This is a genomic window from Corallococcus sp. BB11-1, assembly GCF_026626625.1.
Classification (GTDB): Bacteria; Myxococcota; Myxococcia; order Myxococcales; family Myxococcaceae; genus Corallococcus; species Corallococcus soli.
In genome coordinates this window covers 432628-450366 of the sequence record NZ_JAPNJY010000001.1, presented here as the reverse complement: position 1 = coordinate 450366, position 17739 = coordinate 432628, and the positions used below count along the sequence as shown (strand labels likewise).

The following is a 17739-nucleotide window of genomic DNA, read 5'->3' as shown; positions in this document are numbered from 1 at the left end:
TGACCGAGCGTAGGAGGCGCCCCGGGGTAGGTCAAACCGACCGTCGCTGGCGCCGCGCCGCCTGCCACTTGCCGCGCCGCCGGGCGTAGTGGAGCACCTGGTAGAGGCTCAGCAGCATCATCGTCGCGGTGCGGGACGCGTCATCCTTCTCCAAAGCCCGCCCCTCCCGCGCCACCCAGTCCTGGGCCAGGCGGGCGCGCACGGACAGCCGGTCCGCCGCGACGCGCACCCGCTCCAGCTCGACGCGCCGGGGCAGGCGCAGGGCCCGGGTGGCCTGCGCCTTCAACGCCCCGAGCCCCGGATGACGGTCCGCCTTCACGCGCAGGGACACGTCCAGCCGGGCGAACCCCTTCGTCTTGGTCTTCGTCCGCGTCTTGCCGCTGGCGCTCGTCTTGGAGCGCTCGCGCTTCTGGAGCCGCTCCACCATGTGGATCTTCAGGAAGGTGCCATCCGCCAGCCGGCCCTCCAGCGTGAACCACGGGTCGACGAAGAACTGCGTGTCCCACCACCCCACCATCTCCTGCTTGACGCGCTTGTCCTGCACGTCGGGCTGCCGCAGGTCCAGCTTCAGCCGCACGGATGCGTCCGGCGCCAGGTCCACGTGCAGGCGCTTGAGCAGCACCCGCGCCAGGTCATAGCGACGGTTGTCCAGGTCGCGCGGCCGCAGGCGGGAGCGCCAGATGAACAGGAAGGAGCCCACGCCCAGCAGCAGCAAGCCGACGGCGAGCGCCCAATCCGCGAACTGCGCCTCCTCGCCGGAGAGGGGGGTCGCCCCATCCGCGCTGCTGGCCCAGAGGCCCCAGCACAGCCCGATCAGCACCCCGCCGGGAACCCCGGTGAGCCAAATGCCCTTCTTCATCGCGCCCAGCTGCTCCTCCGCGCGGGCATCCAGGTGTCCCAGCACCTCCATGTCCTGCAGCAGCTCCGGCACCGTCGCGTGGGACTGGTAGAGAAACACGTTGTGGAATCGGGTGATGTTGACCGCCACGGCGGAGGACTCTCCCTGCGACGCCTGTCGGGCGGACCGCGCGCGGAGCGTAGGGGCGCGGCGGAAGGGCGGTCAAACCGGGCCAGGGGGCCTTCCGGGACTTCTTCGGCTTTGGTGCCGGCGATGCTCACGAACCCCAGGAGGAACCGCTCCCAGCAGCCACGGCGCATCCCGTCGCGGAGGGGGCGCGTCTTGAAGCGCTGGAGCACGTCCAGGTCCGCCAGCGCGTCCTGCGGATGCGCCATGCCAGGGGGCCGAAGTCCCATCGTGAAGGGGGCCCCTGCGCCTGACGAGCCGGCGCGACCCGAGCGGCCCGGAGACGACGTTGTTAGTAGGATGGACGGCCACGGGCGCGAGGTGGACCTTGGATGATGTGAGCAGCAGGAGAGCAGCGCTGAAGCTCATCGCGGCGGCGGGGGTCACCACCGCCGTGGGGTGTTCACGCGCTTCGGACAAAGCAGGGGAGCAAGCCATGGGTCAGCAGCAGGGTGTTCAGCCAGAAGCCGTCATTCGCGTGGATCCGCTCGGGATGGGTCCGTGGCGGACGCCGGATCCGTTCCTCTTCTGCGTGCACCACGACGACCGGTATCCCGCGGGCAACGAGCGCTTTGGCCCCGCGGCCCCGCTGACGGGGCGCGACATCGGGCAGGACTTCGGTGGGCGGGACGGCTGGAACATGTACCACGGCACCGTCGTGCCGGGCTTCCCCCAGCACCCGCACCGGGGCTTCGAGACGGTGACCATCGTGCGCAACGGTCTCATCGACCACTCCGACTCGCTGGGCGCGGCGGCGCGCTTTGGCGGCGGGGACGTGCAGTGGCTCACGGCGGGCAGTGGCATCAACCACTCGGAGATGTTTCCCCTGCTCCGCGCCGACACGCCGAACCCGCTGGAGCTGTTCCAGATCTGGCTCAACCTGCCGCGCGCGAACAAGCACGTCGCGCCGCACTTCTCCATGCTCTGGAACCACGTCATTCCCCGGCACGTCGCGAAGGACGAAGCGGGGCGCGCCACGGAGATCACCGTGGTCGCCGGCCGGGTGGGTGACGTGAAGCCGCCGCCGCCGCCGCCGAAGTCCTGGGCCGCGCAGGCCGACTCGGACGTGGCCATCTGGACGCTCAAGCTGGAGCCGGGCGCGCGCTGGACGCTGCCCGCGGCGGCCAGGGGCACGCACCGCATGCTGTACTTCTTCCGGGGCTCCGCGCTGCGCGTGGGGGGCCGCGACATCCCGCCGTCGCGAGCCATCGAGCTGCGCGCCGACCTGGACGTGGCGCTGGAGAACGGCGCGGACGAGACGGAGCTGCTGATGCTCCAGGGACGCCCCATTGGCGAGCCGGTCGTCCAGTACGGGCCGTTCGTGATGAACACGCGGCAGGAGATCCAGCAGGCCTTCGCCGACTACCAGCGCACCGGCTTCGGCGGCTGGCCGTGGCCAAACCCCGACCCGGTGCATGGACGTGAGGAGGGGCGCTTCGCCCGCCACGCGGACGGTCACACCGAACGGCCAGCCTGAGGACGCGCGGCCTTCACCGAGTCACCCAGGGCTACTTCGCGTCCTTGGGTGGCTCCCAGGTGAAGCTCACGGACGGCGCCTTCACCGCCTTCGCGTCCTTCATGAGGAAGCCCTCTTCGCGTCTGGCCGCGCGGTCGAACGCGGGCCGCAGGGCCTTGGGAATGGGCAGCAGGACGCCCACGACGAACTTGTTGCCGCGACACGCCTCATGGGCGTAGCCGAACGCGATGCGCACGGCGACCTTGTCACCTTCGAGGTGATGGAACGCGACCGAGCCCTTCACCGAGTCGAGCCCCAGGTCGAAGCCCACGCAGTCTTCGCCAGCCTCCAGGCTTTGCAGCATCGCCTCCACCGTCATGGCCTGGGTGAAGGCCTCCTTGTCGTGGATGTGCTTGCGCACGAAGCCATCCGCCTTGAGGGCCTGGAGGACATCCTTCTCAGCGAACACGTCGAGCAGCGAGAAGGCGTCCTTCGTCACGTCCTGGGTGACGTAGCTCGTGGACGCATACGGATGCGCGCCGCCGGTGTAGCCCGAACCTGACCGCTCGTAGCTCACCCACGGCCCGACCACGGACAGCACGTTCACGGACTCGGAGACGTAGTCCCCATCCGACATGCTCGGCCCCGCCCCGAAGTCGGCGAGGATGGCCGCCTTGCGCGACTGGAGGCCGAAGACTTCCTTGTCGCCACGCAGGGCGCGCAGATCCTTCGGGGACTGCACGAACGTCACGTCCGTGCCGGTCACCCTCCACGTCCGCGATTCGGCCGGAGCCGACTTTGAAGTCGGAGCAGCAGCGGGCGCCGCGACCAGCGCCACCATCACCACGGTGCTCATGAACATGCGCGCCATCTTGCACGAACTCGTTGGACGCGTGCGATGGGCGCTGAACGTCAGACGTGCGCCCTTTGATGCCGCTGTCGTGGGCATTCTCGGGAGCGCACATGCGGATGCAGGAACGTGGGGCGGGATGGCGATGGCAGGGCAGAAGCGCTGCGCATCACGGCCGGGAACCCCTGGAACAACGTCTCCGCTCCAATGTCTTCCTTTTGGGCCTTGCGCTGTGGGTCGCGGGCTGCGCCTCCGTGTCTGAGCGAGGGACCACCTTGCACCAGACTGGGGCCACATGGCCTTCCTCTTCCCGCGCATCCTCCGTCTCACTCACGGAGCATCCGTCACGCCGCCAGTCTCCCAGGGACGCTCCGGACGCGGAACCGACACGGCAGGCGGTCCTCGATGCCATCGCCGAGGTGAAGACGTCCACGGGCACCTTCTCCCGCTCGATTCCCAAGCTCGCGGCGTACCAGTCGCACGATGTCTTCACCCGCTACATCGCCTACGGCTCCAACCAGTTGCCCTGGCTCCAAGGTGCGCTGGGCAGCGCCACCCTGCTCGCGAATACCTCCGGGTCGGTCGAGGACGCGGAGTTAAAGGGAGCCCTGCTCCGGATGACGGGCCCACGTCTTCAGGCCGCCATGTCGGGCGCCATGTTGCTCGCGGCCTGGCTCGACTTCCTCCACCTCGCGGACGTCGTGCGCGGGCAGTGTCCCGTCTACAGCCCGGAGCAGCTGTTCGTGGACATGGACCGCGTGCAGAAGTTGATCGAGCCCTCCATGGCGGCGCTCGCATCGATGGAGCCTGGGCAGGTCGAAGCCACCGCACGCGCACTTCCCGGCGTGATGGCGCAGCTCACCCGCGAGTTCCATTCCATCCGGGAAGGGGCGCGCATGGCGACGGAGCGCGCGGGCAAGGTCATCGCGGTGGCGCAGTTCATGGAGATGCTCACGCTGGTCTCGACGCTGAGGGCGTCGCTGCCACGGCTTCCGCCCGCGGCGCCCGCCACGCTGGGGGTGGGCCTCATGATGGGTTCAGGCGGAGTGATGACGGGCTCACGCCTGGTCGTCTCCGCCGAATGGGTGGAGATGATGCGCAGGCTCGTGCAGGCGGGCGTCATCTCCGCTCCCGCCGTCAGCTCCGCTGTTCGCATCCATGCCGGTCAGGTGCTGATGGCCCAGTCGAACCGGGACCTGCCACAGGGCGTGCGCGACGCGCTGGGCGACAGCCCCGAAGTGCGCGCCATGCACGAAACTGGAAGGGCCGGAGCCGGCATGTCCGACGCGCCGAAGCACCACGTCCTGCCTCAAGAGCACCGTGAGTGGTTCGAGAAGCGCGGGTTCAAGGGCGCCATGGATATCGACCAGTTCTGCGTCAGGATGGATCAGGCGCACCATGAGGCCATTCACGGCGGAGGGAACTGGCGTCAAGGGCGCTCCTGGCCCGGAGAGTGGAACCAGATGATCATGGGGGATCTTCGCGACGCAGAGCGCAAGGCAGGTCGGATGTTGACCCGAAACGAGATCCTGAAGGTCGTCGCAAGGAGGATGCGGGACTATAAGATTCCGATGAACTTCACCTCCCGGAGGGGCCAGTGACTGCCAGAAACCCTTGGGAGGGCAACGTGCGGGCCCGCTTGTACGAGAGGGTCCGTGAGCGTGGTTACGACTCGCTCACCGCTTTCGCCGATGCCCATCCTGCGGTCCCGCTCTATGTCCTGGCCGATGAGTTGGGGAAGGACGATGTTGCCGCAGTGCAGGTATTCAGCGGCTTGCTCGGAGAAGCAGAGCAACGACGTCAGGTCACGCGCTTGGTGCGAGATATGTTCGTGCGCGAGTTGGCGGAAGACTTCTCCAACGGCTGGCCGACAGTCTTTGACGACAAAAATCGTTTCGAGGTGGCGATGGCGCTCGCCCGATGGGGCTCCTACACCCCAGAAACCCATAAGGAGCGCGTAAGCCAGGCCGGCGATGCGCTCCTTTCCCATCCACCGCCCCCCGGCTGGCGCCCCCTCGGTCCCGACGACGAACTCCTGCGCACGCTGCTCCCAGACGAAGAAGCCTGACCCCAGCGGCAGCCCCACGACAGGCGGGCTGCACCGCCTCACCGCGCTTCAGTGATGCCGCGCTGGGTGTCTCCGGCTCCGCCGCGCGAAGAGCGCCAGTCCCACCAGGGCCATGGGGGCCAGACCCGACGCTCCACTTCCACAACCACAGGAGGAGATGTCCGGCCCTTCATCCTCCCACGACGAGCCGGCATCACGAGCGCCCGCGTCCACCGCCGTACCTGCGTCCGAAGGCCCTGTCGCGCCACCATCAGGCTCCGACACCGAGCCATCCAGGCTGCCCGCATCCTCGCCGGGCTCCGAACCACCTCCGTCCACGCCCGCGTCGAAAGACTCGCACGTACCGTCCTGGCAGGTTCCTCCCGGACACTCCGTTCCGTCCGGGACCGGAGAGGAGGAGCAGGTCGCGCTCCCCGAGCAGCCCGTGGTGTGGCACGCGTCCGGGGCCGGGCAGTCGTCGGCCGTTCGGCACTGCACGCACCGGAAGTCCTCGAACGCGTCAGAGCAGAACGGCGTGCTCGCCCCGCACGGTGAGCAGGACGCGCCGCAGGACGCCGCGGAATCACAGGGAGCACACAGCGCGGCGGCATTGCAGCGGTAACCCGTCCCACAGCCGCCGTTCCCGGCCGTGTTCGCCTCCTGCCGGCTGCACTGGACACACTGGTCGAGGCTCGAGAAGGAGGCCCCGCCTGACTCCGCCTGGTGGAACTGCTCGGGCGCGATGAGCGCGAACCCTTCGGTCCGCAGATTGACGACAGGAGGCTGGTTCGCGGGCCGCTCGAAGTCCGTGAAGGTGCCTTCGAACAACGACAACTCCAGCGCCGCATGCTCGGAAACCTGCGCGTGGAGCACCTCCACGCCATACAGGCCGGCCTGTTGGAAGACGACCGTGCTCGTCAGGCGCCAGGTGGGGATCCCCAGCGTCGGCGGACGCACCACCACGGTGTACGACTGCGCGGCGCGGTCGTAGAGCGTCAGGCTGACGGAGTCATCGGCATAGAGGCCGAAGTGCAGCGACTTCCCCACCTGCGCCTCCGAGATGGCGATGAAGCCGCGCAGGCGCGTGGCGAAGATGGTGGACCCGCCGCTGTACGCGAACGCACAGCCTCCAGCGCCACAGGCTCCGGTGAAGTCGCCCTGGCTCAGCGTCCCCCCGTCGTCGAAGTTGTTCGACAGGTCCGTGTCCGTGCGCAGCACGGAGGTGATCCATCGGGCCCGGCTCCCTTCCATGAAGGCGTTGATGCCTCCGACATAGGTCGCCTGGCTCTGCGGGAGGTCGGACGCGGGACTCAGCCAACGGCTCGACACAGAGCAGAGCCCCGTCCCCGGCCCGTCCGGAAGCGGCGCGATGGGCGCCCCGGTGACGACGACCTGCACGGGTTGCGCGGAAGCAGGAGGGGACAGGACGAGCGCGCACAGCACCAGGATGAACGACAGGAACGGTCGCATGGCCCGCCCTATATCGCGCCACCTCCTCGCGAGGGCAGCACCTGCCCCGTTTGCCGTCGCGCCCCCATCGCGGTAGCACCTCCTCCCGTGTCCTCCTCCGGAATCGTCTACGCGTCCTTCGACCGCTTCCCCGCTCCCAAGGGCGCGGCCGTGCACATCCGCGCCTTCGTGGAGGCGCTGGGCGCCGCGTTCGGCCCGCTGGACCTCGTGGCCATTGGTGAGGCTCCTGGCGCCCCCGCGCCGGCCCTGGGCCCAAACGTCACGTACCACCCGCTGAACGCACGCGGAAAAGACCTGGTCGCCCAGGCGCTCACGTTCCGCGCGCACCTGGGCGCGTGGTGGCAGGGCCGGCCGCGCGCGAAGGTCGTGCACGTGCGCTCCATCTTCGAGGGCTACCCCATCGCCCGGCGCAAGGCGTCCCTCACGGATGCCCTGGTGTACGAGGTCAACGGCCTGCCCTCCATCGAGCTCAAGTACCACCACCCGGACGTCGCGGACGACGCGGAGCTCATGGGCAAGCTGCTCGCGCAGGAGGCCGCCTGCCTCCAGGCCGCGGACCTGCTCGTCACCCCCAGCGCCGTCACCGCGGAGCACCTGCTGTCGCGCGGCGCGGACCCCGCGCGCCTGCGCGTCATCCCCAATGGCGTGGACCTGGACGTGTTCCGCCACGCCCCGCCGCGCGCCCCCGCACCCGGCCGTCCCGTGCGCCTGCTCTACAGCGGCACCATGACCGCGTGGCAGGGCGTGCACCACGCGCTGGACGCCTGCCGCCTGCTCCTGCGCGATTTGCCCGTGGTCCTCACGCTGGTGGGCCCGCTGCGCAAGCACGCGCGCCGCGCGCTCCTGGACCGGTGCGGCGACCTGCTCCTGCAGGGCGCGGTGGAGCTGCTCGAACCGCTGCCGCAGGAGGACCTCGCCCGGCTCCACCACGCCTGTGACGCCGTGCTCGTCCCCCTGCCGGTGAACGACCGCAACTGCGTGCAGGGCTGCTGCCCGCTGAAGCTGCTCGAAGCCATGGCCACCGGCACGCCCGTCATCGCCAGCGACCTGCCCGTGGTGCGCGCCCTCGCGGAGGACACGGAGGTCTTCCGCATCCGGCCGGGCTCGCCCAAGGCCATCGCGGAGGCGGTGAAGACGCTGCTCGCCACCCCCACCCTGGGCCCCGCGCTCAGCGCCCGCGCCCGCGCCCGCGTGGAGCGGGACTTCCCGTGGGGCCGCGCGCAGCAGGCGCTGGTGAGCGCCTACGCGGACGACCTGGGCATCGCGCGCGCCAGCACCCGCTCCAGCACCGCCGCCTCCGCGTCCGCCTGAAAGCGCGCCACGACGCGCTCCCGGGCCGCGCGCCCCAGCGCCTCGCGCTCGGAGGCGGGCATCCCCAGCACGTCCAGGCACGCCTGCCCCAAGTGGTTCAGCAGCGCCTTGGGCACGAGGAAGCCGTTCTTGCCGCTGTCCACCGCCTCCGGGATGCCGCCCGCGTCGCTCGCGATGACGGGGCGCGCGCACGCCATCGCCTCCAGCAGCGCGTTGGGCATGCCCTCCCACAGCGACGGCTGGAGGTAGACGTCACACAGCCGCAGGTGCTCGGCGATGAGCGCGGGCGACTCCAGCGCGCCGGAGACGACGATGCGCGCCGCGGCCTCCGGGTGCTCCGCCCGGTACGACAGGAGGTGCTCCGCGTCCCGGGCGCGCACCTCGCCAATCACCAGCAGGCAGGCGGGGCGCACGCGCCGCACCTCGGTGAGCGCGGCGAGCAGGAACGGCAGCCCCTTCTTGTGGCGCAGCTCTCCGGAGAAGCCGAGCACCACCTCGTCCGCCGCGATGCCCAGCCGCTCGCGCAGGGCCGCGTCCCCGGGCCCCGGTGAGAACAGCGCCGTGTCCACCGCGTTGGGGATGACCTCCACGCCGGGGTCCCTCCCCAGGAGCACCGCCATCTTGCGGCCCAGGTCCGCGGACGCCGCGGTCAGCACGTCCGCCCGCTCCAGCGTCCAGAGCAGGCGGGCGAAGTCCCCGGGCGGGAACATGAGCTGATCCACGTCGTTGCCCCGCGCGCTGAGCACGGACGCCAGCCCCGCGCTCTTCGCGAACACCACCGCGAGGAAGCCCGGCGGGTACAGGTAGTGCCCCCACACCAGGTCATACCTGCGCCGCGCGTGCAGGTAGCCGAGCACGTCGAGCGTGTGCTGCATGGACAGGTCCGCCTGGCCGAACAACCCCAGCCGGTGCAGCGTCACGCCCTTCGCGAAGGGCGACACCTCCCCTGCGTCCTCCACCGTCTCCAGCGCCCCTGGCGACGCCGCGCGCGTCCAGGCGACCACGTCCACGCGTGCGCCCAGCCGCACGAGCGAGCCCGCGGTGCGCGCGCCGCTGCGGGCCAGCCCTCCAATGTCGGGGGGGAAGCGCTCGGCGAGGAGGAGGACGCGGGGACCGGAGGCCATGCCGAAATCCTACCCATCCCCCGCACCGGCAGGCGGGGAACCGTGAGGGATGAAAGCCGGCGGGGGTCCCGTTGCAACGCCCAATCCATGATGCAACCCCCTCCCCTCGACTCCTCCTCCCCCGTCGCCTCTCCCCCAGCCACGGGGTTCAGGGGCTTCCTCGCCTCCCTGTGGCTGGCCGTGCGCGGCACCACGGAGGACCTGGCCACCGGGCCCGTGGACCGCGCCTTCCTGCTGCTGTCCGTGCCCATGGTGCTGGAGATGGTGATGGAGTCCGTCTTCGCGCTGGTGGACGTCATCTTCGTCTCCCGCCTGGGCGCGGACGCCATCGCCACCGTGGGCCTCACCGAGTCCGTGCTCACGCTCTACCAGACGGTGCCGCTGGGGCTCGCCATCGGCGCCACCGCGCTCATCGCCCGCCGCGTCGGGGAGAAGGACCCGGAGCGCGCCGCGCGCACCGCCGTGCAGGCGCTGGGATTGGGGTTCGCGCTGTCCATCCCCATGGCCATCCTGGGCGCCGTGTTCGCGCGCCCCATCCTCCTCGCGCTGGGCGCGGCCCCCGGCGTGCTGGAGCACGGCGTGTCCTACGCGCGGCTGATGCTGGGCGGCTTCCCCGTCATCATGCTGCTGTTCCTGTTCAGCGCCGTCCTGCGCGGCTCCGGCGACGCGACCACCTCCATGCGCGCGCTGTGGCTGGCCAACAGCGTCAACATCGTGCTCGCGCCGCTGTTCATCTTCGGCCTGGGGCCCGTGCCCGCCCTGGGCGTGCTCGGCGCGGCGGTGGCCACCACCGTGGGCCGCTCCACCGGCGTCCTGTATCAGGTGTATCGCCTGCTCAAGGGCAATGGACGTCTGGAGTTGCGCCGCCGTCACCTGTGCGTGGAAGGGGACACGCTGCGCTCGCTCCTGAAGCTGTCCGGCGGCGCGACGCTCCAGTACCTCCTGAGCATGTCCAGCTGGCTCGTCCTCATGCGCATCGTGGCCACCTTCGGCAGCGCGGCGCTCGCGGGCTACACCCTGGCCATGCGCGTCCTGCTCTTCGTGCAGCAGCCCTCCTGGGGCCTGAGCCACGCGGCGGGCACGCTGGTGGGCCAGAGCCTGGGCGCGGGCGACACCGACCGGGCGGAGCGCGCCGCGTGGCGCGCCAGCTTCTACACGCTCGGGTTCCTCGGCCTGGTGTCGGTGGGCTTCCTCGCCTTCGCCCAGCCCCTCATCCATGCCTTCACCCCCGACCCGGAGGTGGCCCTGCACGCCACGCGCTGCCTGCGCATCGTCAGCTGCAGCCTGGCCCTCTATGCCTTCGTCACCGTGCTGCCCCATGCCTTCAACGGCGCGGGCGACACCACCACGCCCACGCTGGTGAACCTCGTCTTCTCCTGGGGCCTCCAGCTACCGCTCGCGTGGTTGCTCGCCGTTCCCCTGGGGTGGGGCCCGTCTGGTGCATTCGCTGCCATCGCCATCACTTATGGCGCCCTGGGGCTCGCCAGCGCGGCCCTCTTCCGGCGCGGCCAGTGGAAGCTTCGGCACGTTTGATGGATGCCAGCCGCCGACACCGGACAGTCGGCACGCTCCAGAGGCTGAGTTGAAACCCCTCCCCCAGGTGCCGACTTTCCCGGAACTCCCGCAGCGGAGGGGCGCCCAGGCGCTCCAGTCGCAGGGCGCTCCCGACATCCCGGAGCCGCCCCATGCGTCGCCGCGGGGCTCACGGGATGAAACGGTCGAGGGGAAGGGGCGGTACACATGGCGGGCAACGAGCGGCTGGGCGTGGCGATTGTGGGGTTGGGCGGGGCGGTGGCGACGACGGCGGTGGCGGGGATGGAGTTGCTGCGCAGGGGGCGCGTGGACACGCGGGGGCTGCCGCTCGCGGGCGCGAAGGACATGGGCCTCACGGAGTACGGGGCGCTGACGTTCGGCGGTTGGGATTTGTTCGAGGAGGACCTGGCGCAGGCCGCGCGCAACCACGCGGTGCTGACGGAGGCGCAGATGGAGGTGGTGGCGCCGGTGCTCAGCCGCATGCGGCCCTGGCCCGCGGCCTCCAACGCGAAGTTCTGCAAGAACGTCGTCGGCACGGCGACGAAGAAGACGCGCGGCCTGCGTGAGCAGGTGCAGGCCATCCGCGACGACCTGGTCCGCTTCAAGAAGGAGCAGGGCCTGGAGCGCGTGGTGGTGGTGAACCTGGCCTCCACGGAGAAGAGCGTGGACCTCACCCGGCCGGAGTTCGCCACGCCGGAGGCCTTCGAGAAGGCCCTGGACGCGAACGACGCGGACATCGGGCCGGCCATGCTCTACGCCTACGCGGCCATCGTGGACGGCGTCCCCTTCGCCAACTTCACGCCCAGCGTCGCCGCGGACGTGCCCGCCCTGCTGGCGCTGGCGAAGCGCACCGGCGCGCCCATCGCCGGCAAGGACGGCAAGACGGGGCAGACGCTGCTCAAGACGGTGCTCGCCCCGGCGCTGCGCGACCGCGCGCTGCACGTGGACGGCTGGTACTCCACCAACATCCTGGGCAACCGCGACGGCGAGGCCCTCAACGACCCGGCGTCGAAGCAGAACAAGCTCGACACCAAGGGCGCGGCCCTGGACAGCATCCTCGGCTACAAGGTCCAGGACCACATCGTGCAGATCCAGTACTACCGCCCGCGCGGGGACAACAAGGAGGCCTGGGACAACATCGACGTGTCCGGCTTCCTCGGGCAGCCCATGCAGATCAAGCTCAACTTCCTCTGCAAGGACTCCATCCTCGCCGCGCCGCTCGTCGTGGAGCTGGCGCGCACGCTGGACCTGGCCAAGCGCCGGGGTGAGGGCGGCGTCATCGACGCGCTCGGGTGCTTCTTCAAGGCGCCCATGTCGCCCGACGGTCGCCCCGTCGAACACGCGATGCCCGAACAGCAGCGCCACCTGATGACGTGGCTGGCCAAGGGCCGCGCGCGGCAGGCGGAGCAGACCCCGGAACGCATCAGGGGCTGAAGACACCACCATGAACGCACCCGCGCGTGACACGACGGTGGCCCCGGGCCGCCTGGCGGAGCTCCGCCCGCTGCTGTCGGAGCTGATGGACCTCAAGCGGATCCGCACCCCGGACCACCCGGACGGCCTCGCGGCGCACGGCTTCCGTCGCGCCTGGGGGGCCCTCGCCGCGGGCATGGACCCCGGCGCCGTGGCGCTCCAGGAGACGGCGCGCGCGGTGGCGGCGGTGAGGCTGGGCGGCCTGGACGCGGCCGTGCTTCAACGCACCGGCGTGTCCTCCCGGGACACGCTCCGGGTGCTGCGCCGCGGGCTGGACGCGGTGACGGGACCGCTGGACGCCACGCTGAGGGAGCGGCTGTCCCAGGCGCTCGCCGGGGAGCTGGAGCCCACAGGCAGCTTCACGCCCCCCGCGTTCGTGGAGCGGCTGGTGCATCAACCGCGCGCCGGGGCCACGTTCCCCGGCCGCGCGCGCCTCCTCGTCCCGCCGCAGGAAGGCCACGCCGACCACTGCTACGCGGTGGCGGTGGGCGCGGTGCTCGTCGCGCCGCGCTTCGGCGCCGACCCCGCCCTGCCCTTCCTCGCGGGCCTGTCGCATCACCTGTTCAACGCGGAGCTGCCGGACACGGGCTACGCGGGCGAGGCGCTCCTGGGGGGCCTGCTGGAGCCCCTCATGCAGGACCTCACGCACAAGGCCCTGGCGTCGCTGCCGGAGCGGCTGGCCGGGGACGTGCGCCAGGCGCTGAAGCTCACCGGCCACGTGGAGACCGCCGAGGCGCGGGCCTTCAACGCCGCGGACGCGCTGGACCGGGTGCTGGAGCTGGACGCCCACGCCCGCGCGGCGGGCTTCACCCTGCGCCAGGCCCTGGAGGAGCTGGAGCTGATCCACCCCGGCCCCCTGCAGGCCTTCGGCAACGGCGTCCTCGCGGAAGCGGCGGTCTGGCCATGACCCCGCTCCGCAGGCCCTCCGACAGGGAGGCCCCCAGGTTGCTCGCGCCGGACACGGGCCGGCCGCTGTACCCGCGCTCACCGGCGACGCCCGACCTCTGGACGGACGGCACCGGGCACTGGCCCGTCGTGGACGGCATCCCCTTCCTGCGCACGGGCCGGGACCTGCTGCGCGACGCCGTCATCCAGGCGCTGGAATTGGGCGACCGTCGCCACGCGCTCGCGCTGCTGCTGCGGGACCAGGACGACCACGCGCGCCTTTCGCCGCCGTCGCTCGACGAAGCGGCCGCCGTGGTGGCGGGCGTGGAGGAAGGCCGGATGGGCCTGCGCGAGGCCATGGACCGGCTGCGCTTCGGGCCGGTGGCCGCCTACTTCGCGCACCGGCAGTCCGCGCCCACCTTCCTGAGCGCGCTGGGCCTGCTCGCGCAGCACTGGGACACGCCGCCCTGCCTGGTGGAGGTCGCGTGCGGCATCGGGCAGGTGCTGCGCGAGGTGACGCTCCGGGGCACGCCCGGCGTGGGCGTGGACGTGGTGTTCGCGAAGCTGTGGCTCGCCCGCCACTTCATCGTGCCGCGGGCGCAGCTCGTCTGCGCGGACGTCGCCGCCACGGGCCTTCCGCTGTCCTGCGTGGAGGGCGCCACCGTGCTCTGCCACGACGCCTTCTACTTCCTGCCGGACAAGGCCGGGGTGCTGCTGGAGATGCGCCGCGTGGCGGGCGCCACCGGCCGGGTGCTGGTGGGGCATGCGCACAACCGGCGGGTGGACCAGCGCGGCGTGGGCGGCACGCCGCTGAGCCCGGAGGAGTACGCGGCGCTCCTGCCGCACGCCGCCTGCTACGACGACGCCGCGTTCGTCACCGGCTTCCTGGAGCAGCGCCCGGTCCCCGCCGCCCCGCCGGCGGCGCTGGAGCACGCGGAGGCGCTCTCCTTCGCGTGCCCGGCGACCCCGGGACGCCGGGCCATCGACTTCGGGGCGCCGCTGCCCCACGCGCGGCTGCGCCCCAACCCCCTGCTGACGACCCGGGACGGGCTGCTGTGTCCCGCGTGGCCCACGCCGGGCCTGGCGCTCGAGTACGCCCACGCCGACTACCTGCGCGGCGAGGACGCCGACGACACGGCCCTCTTCGCGAGCGCCTGCCGTGGAGCGATGCCCGACGAGCGGCCCTTCCTGCTGCGCCGCCGGTGGCTGCTGGACCTTCCGGAGAGGTGGTGACCATGTTCGATGCGAAGCCGAACGCCCGAAAGCTGGGCTGGGCCGTGGTGGGGTGTGGCTGGGTGGCGCGGGACTACGTCATCCCCGCGCTCCGGGGGGCGAGCAACGCCAGGCTCACCGCGCTGTGTGACGCGAACGCGGAGGCGCTGATGCGCGTCCAGGCGGACGACGCCGCCCGGTACACCGCGCTGGCCTCCGTGCTGGAGGACAAGGCCGTGGACGCGGTCTACATCGCCACGCCCAACCACCTGCACGCGGCGATGACGGAGGCGTGCGCGGCGGCGGGCAAGCACGTCCTGTGTGAGAAACCCATGGCCGTCACGCCACAGGACGGGCTGCGCATGGTGTCCGCGTGCCAGCGCGCGGGCGTGCACTACGCCACCGCGTTCGACCAGCGCCACCACGCGGCGCACCGCAAGCTGCGCACCCTGGTGAAGGAGGGCGTGCTGGGCACCGTCACCCAGGCGCGCATCCACTACGCCTGCTGGCTGCCCGCGGACTGGACCCCGGACAACTGGCGCATCGACCCGGAGCAGGCGGGCGGCGGCGCGATGATCGACCTGGCGCCCCACGGGCTGGACCTGCTGGAGGTGCTGCTGGGGGACGAGTGGCAGTCGCTCACCGCGATGACGCAGCGGCGCGTGCACGACTACGCGGTGGACGACGGCGCGGTGCTGGTGGGGCAGTTCAAGAGCGGCGCGCTGGGGCTCCTGCAGGTGGCCTACAACTGCCCGGACGCGTACCCCCGGCGCACGCTGGAGCTCATCGGCACCAAGGCGCGGGCGCTGGCGTACAAGACGATGGGGCAGACGCCCGGCGGCTCGCTGTCGCTCACCGACGCGAAGACGGGCGAAGAGACGTGGCTCCACCTGTCGCCGGAGGAGGACAGGAGCCCCTTCCTCCACCAGGTGGAGGCCTTCAGCGCGTGCGTGCTGGAGGGCAGGCCGCAGCCCTTCGCGCCCGAGCGCGACGTGCGCCTCGTGGGGCTGCTCAGCCAGGCGACGCGCTTCGGAAGGGCGTTCCCGCCATGCCACTGATCCGCTACGCCTGCACCCACTGCGGCACGTGGCAGCCGGGGTTCGCGCACGCGCCGCCCACGGGCTGTCCCACCTGCCTGGACGTGCGCAACGCCCTGCCGCGCGACGGCTGGAACTTCCAGACCGCGGGCCAGGTGTCGGAGAAGCTGAGCACGCGCTGGGAGCAGACGCTCCCCGGCATCTGGGGCTTCGCGTGCGAGCCCACCTTCGGCCTGGGCTCCACCGGGTGGCTGCTGCGCCGGCCCGAAGGCAACGTCGCGTTCGAAGGCGCGCCCTGGTACTCCAAGCCGGCGCTGGAGTACCTGGAGGTGATGGGCGGCATCCGGGTGCTGTCCGCGTCGCACCCGCACGGCTTCGGGGCGCTGTGGCAGTTGCAGGAGCACTTCGACCCGCTGCTCGTGCTGCACAAGGACGCGGTGCCGTACACCAAGGCCTTCCAGGTGCGCTGGCCGGTGGACGACTTCCACGAGCTGGCGCCGGACCTGACGCTTCACTGCGTGGGCGGCCACTACGAGGGCCAGACCGTGATGTACGACGCGCGCACCCGCTCGCTGTTCTGCGGGGACGCGCTGAAGGTGGACCTGGACGCGCGCGGCAGGCCCACGGCGCTGTCGTGTCACAAGGGCTTCCACTACGCGATTCCGCTGAGCCACGGCGAGCTGCGCCGCTACCGCGCGGTGTTCAAGCAGCTGCCGTTCGAGAACGTCTTCACCCCCTTCGAGTTCGCCCGGGGCGTCACCCGCGAGCACGCGCTCGCGCTGTTCGACCGGTTGCTCGAAGGCATGCCGCACACCCGTCCCCTGTCATTGGAGGAATTGTCATGAGCGTGTCCCAGGCCCTGGATGCCTATTTCCGCGCGGTCTCCACGGGCGCATTGCAGACCTTCCGCATGGACCCCATCGACCGGCTGGGCGTCCCAGTGGTCTCCGCGAGCCTGCGGACCGGGGGCACTCCGGATGCGGTGTCGCATTGCAGCAGCTACGGGCTCACGGAGGAAGAGGCGCACGTGGGCGCCCTGGGCGAGCTCGTGGAGGAGACCTTCGCCGAGCTCGCGATGAAGCGGATGCCGCGGATCCACGGCAGCTACGCGGCGCTGGTCCGCGCGCGGGGCCCCACGGCGGTGGTGGATCCGCTCACGCTGGGCCTGCCCGCGGGCAGCCCGTACCAGCCCGACATGCCGCTCGTCTGGGTGGAGGTGCAGCGGCTGGCCACCGGTGAGCGGGTGCTGGTGCCGGAGGAGTTCATCGCCATCCACCCGGGCCAGCTGCAGGGCAAGTCTCCCCTCATCACGCCCATCACCAACGGCCAGGGCGCGGGGCTGACGCGTCAGCAGGCGCTGGCGCACGGGCTGCTGGAGGTGTTGCAGCGCGACGGCAACGGGCTCCAGTACCGGGCCATGGACCAGGGCGTGGTGCTGGACCTGGAGGACGCGGAGCTGGCGCCTGACATTCGGACCATCCTGGAGCGCTACCGGCGCGCGGGCGTGGAGGTGATGGCGAAGCTGGCGAGCACGGACTTCGGGCTGGTGAACGTGTACGTGGTGGGCCGCGACCTCACCGTGGGAAACCAGCCGCTGATGGTGACCGCGTGCGGCGAGGCGGCGGATCCGGACCGGGACCGCGCGCTGCGCAAGGCGCTGCTGGAGTACGCCGGCTCACGCGCGCGAAAGGCGTTCGCGCACGGCCCGCTGAGCGAGGTGGCCCGCTTCGCGCCAGCGGAATACATGGAGCGCTTCGTGCCCCTGGTGGACCTGGGCGCGGAGGAGCCCCGGGCGCTGCACGGCATGGCGGAGTGGGCGCGGATGTCGGCGGACGCGCTGCGCGAGCTGACGGCGTGCACGCTGATGACCCGGCGCAAGGTGCGCTTCGGCGACCTGCCCCGGGCCCCGGTGGTGGAGGACCCGTCGCTGCGGTGCGACCACGTCGTGGGCCAGCTCCACGCCGCGGGCTTCGACATCCTGGTCGCGGACATGTCCCCGCCCGGACGCTCGGTGCACGTGGTGAAGGCGCTGGTGCCAGGGCTGGAGGTGGAGACGATGACCTACTACCGCCTGGGCGAGCGCAACGTGGCGCGGCTGCTGGAGCGGCGGGATCCGCTGGTGGGCCAGGGCGCGCCGCCCCCGGGGGCGCAGCCGGTGCGGTTGACGCCGGAGGCCGAGGAGCGGCTGGGCGGACTCGCCTGGTTCAACGTGAAGCTGGCGGAGGCGCGCGTGGGCCGCCTGTATCCGCTCTACCGGGAGCCGGATCGCCACGCGGTGCCCGCGCTGCTCGCCAGCCGCCGCTTCGGCGGGGAATGA

Annotated in this window: 15 protein-coding genes; 11 read left to right on the top strand and 4 right to left on the bottom strand. The window is 71.5% G+C overall.

Features of this window, described 5'->3' with window-relative positions:
* Window positions 1–31: 31 nt before the first annotated feature.
* The gene (locus tag OV207_RS01960; protein ID WP_267552078.1) at window positions 32–988 is read right to left on the bottom strand and encodes a hypothetical protein; all 957 of its coding nucleotides are present in this window, start codon (window positions 986–988) and stop codon (window positions 32–34) included.
* Window positions 989–1517: 529 nt separating this feature from the next.
* Between OV207_RS01960 and OV207_RS01955 the strand changes: the two genes are divergently transcribed.
* Entirely contained in the window at window positions 1518–2501 is a 984-nt protein-coding gene (locus OV207_RS01955; RefSeq protein ID WP_324291488.1) for a pirin family protein, read from the top strand.
* A 31-nt stretch (window positions 2502–2532) separates the two neighbouring features.
* Here OV207_RS01955 and OV207_RS01950 read toward each other — a convergent pair whose 3' ends face one another.
* On the bottom strand, window positions 2533–3342 hold the full coding sequence (locus OV207_RS01950) for a hypothetical protein (RefSeq protein WP_267552074.1): 810 nt from the start codon (window positions 3340–3342) through the stop codon (window positions 2533–2535).
* A gap of 407 nt (window positions 3343–3749) precedes the next feature.
* On the opposite strand from OV207_RS01950, the gene OV207_RS01945 reads away from it, so the two are divergent.
* Complete coding sequence (locus tag OV207_RS01945; RefSeq protein ID WP_324291487.1) at window positions 3750–4931, top strand: DUF2380 domain-containing protein; 1182 nt, start codon at window positions 3750–3752, stop codon at window positions 4929–4931.
* A 26-nt stretch (window positions 4932–4957) separates the two neighbouring features.
* Window positions 4958–5398, top strand: coding sequence for an NUDIX hydrolase (locus tag OV207_RS01940; protein WP_420715154.1), 441 nt, complete (start codon window positions 4958–4960; stop codon window positions 5396–5398).
* Between the two features lie 48 nt (window positions 5399–5446).
* On the opposite strand, the gene traA is transcribed toward OV207_RS01940, so the two are convergent.
* Window positions 5447–6847, bottom strand: coding sequence for an outer membrane exchange protein TraA family protein (gene traA, locus OV207_RS01935; protein ID WP_267552069.1), 1401 nt, complete (start codon window positions 6845–6847; stop codon window positions 5447–5449).
* A gap of 87 nt (window positions 6848–6934) precedes the next feature.
* On the opposite strand from traA, the gene OV207_RS01930 reads away from it, so the two are divergent.
* Window positions 6935–8158 carry a glycosyltransferase family 4 protein gene (locus tag OV207_RS01930; protein ID WP_267552067.1) on the top strand — a complete coding sequence of 408 codons (1224 nt, stop codon included), beginning with the start codon at window positions 6935–6937 and terminating at the stop codon, window positions 8156–8158.
* Here the strand turns inward: OV207_RS01930 and OV207_RS01925 are convergent.
* A complete protein-coding gene (locus OV207_RS01925) occupies window positions 8089–9282 on the bottom strand; it encodes a glycosyltransferase (protein WP_193346086.1) in 1194 nt (397 codons plus the stop codon). The genes OV207_RS01930 and OV207_RS01925 overlap by 70 nt on opposite strands.
* Window positions 9283–9462: 180 nt before the next feature.
* Between OV207_RS01925 and OV207_RS01920 the strand changes: the two genes are divergently transcribed.
* The 7 genes from OV207_RS01920 (at window position 9463) to OV207_RS01890 (ending at window position 17739) form a co-directional block, all read left to right on the top strand.
* Window positions 9463–10815, top strand: coding sequence for an MATE family efflux transporter (locus OV207_RS01920; protein WP_267552063.1), 1353 nt, complete (start codon window positions 9463–9465; stop codon window positions 10813–10815).
* A 207-nt stretch (window positions 10816–11022) separates the two neighbouring features.
* The gene (locus tag OV207_RS01915) at window positions 11023–12249 is read left to right on the top strand and encodes an inositol-3-phosphate synthase (protein ID WP_193346084.1); all 1227 of its coding nucleotides are present in this window, start codon (window positions 11023–11025) and stop codon (window positions 12247–12249) included.
* A gap of 10 nt (window positions 12250–12259) precedes the next feature.
* On the top strand, window positions 12260–13195 hold the full coding sequence (locus OV207_RS01910) for a hypothetical protein (RefSeq protein ID WP_267552060.1): 936 nt from the start codon (window positions 12260–12262) through the stop codon (window positions 13193–13195).
* Window positions 13192–14406, top strand: coding sequence for a methyltransferase domain-containing protein (locus tag OV207_RS01905; protein WP_267552059.1), 1215 nt, complete (start codon window positions 13192–13194; stop codon window positions 14404–14406). The genes OV207_RS01910 and OV207_RS01905 overlap by 4 nt, the downstream gene beginning before the upstream one ends.
* Before the next feature lie 2 nt (window positions 14407–14408).
* A complete protein-coding gene (locus OV207_RS01900) occupies window positions 14409–15443 on the top strand; it encodes a Gfo/Idh/MocA family protein (protein WP_267552058.1) in 1035 nt (344 codons plus the stop codon).
* Window positions 15434–16267, top strand: coding sequence for a hypothetical protein (locus OV207_RS01895; protein ID WP_267552056.1), 834 nt, complete (start codon window positions 15434–15436; stop codon window positions 16265–16267). Before OV207_RS01900 ends, OV207_RS01895 begins: the two co-directional genes overlap by 10 nt.
* Window positions 16264–17739, top strand: a complete 1476-nt coding sequence (locus tag OV207_RS01890; protein ID WP_267552054.1) for a YcaO-like family protein — start codon at window positions 16264–16266, stop codon at window positions 17737–17739. Before OV207_RS01895 ends, OV207_RS01890 begins: the two co-directional genes overlap by 4 nt.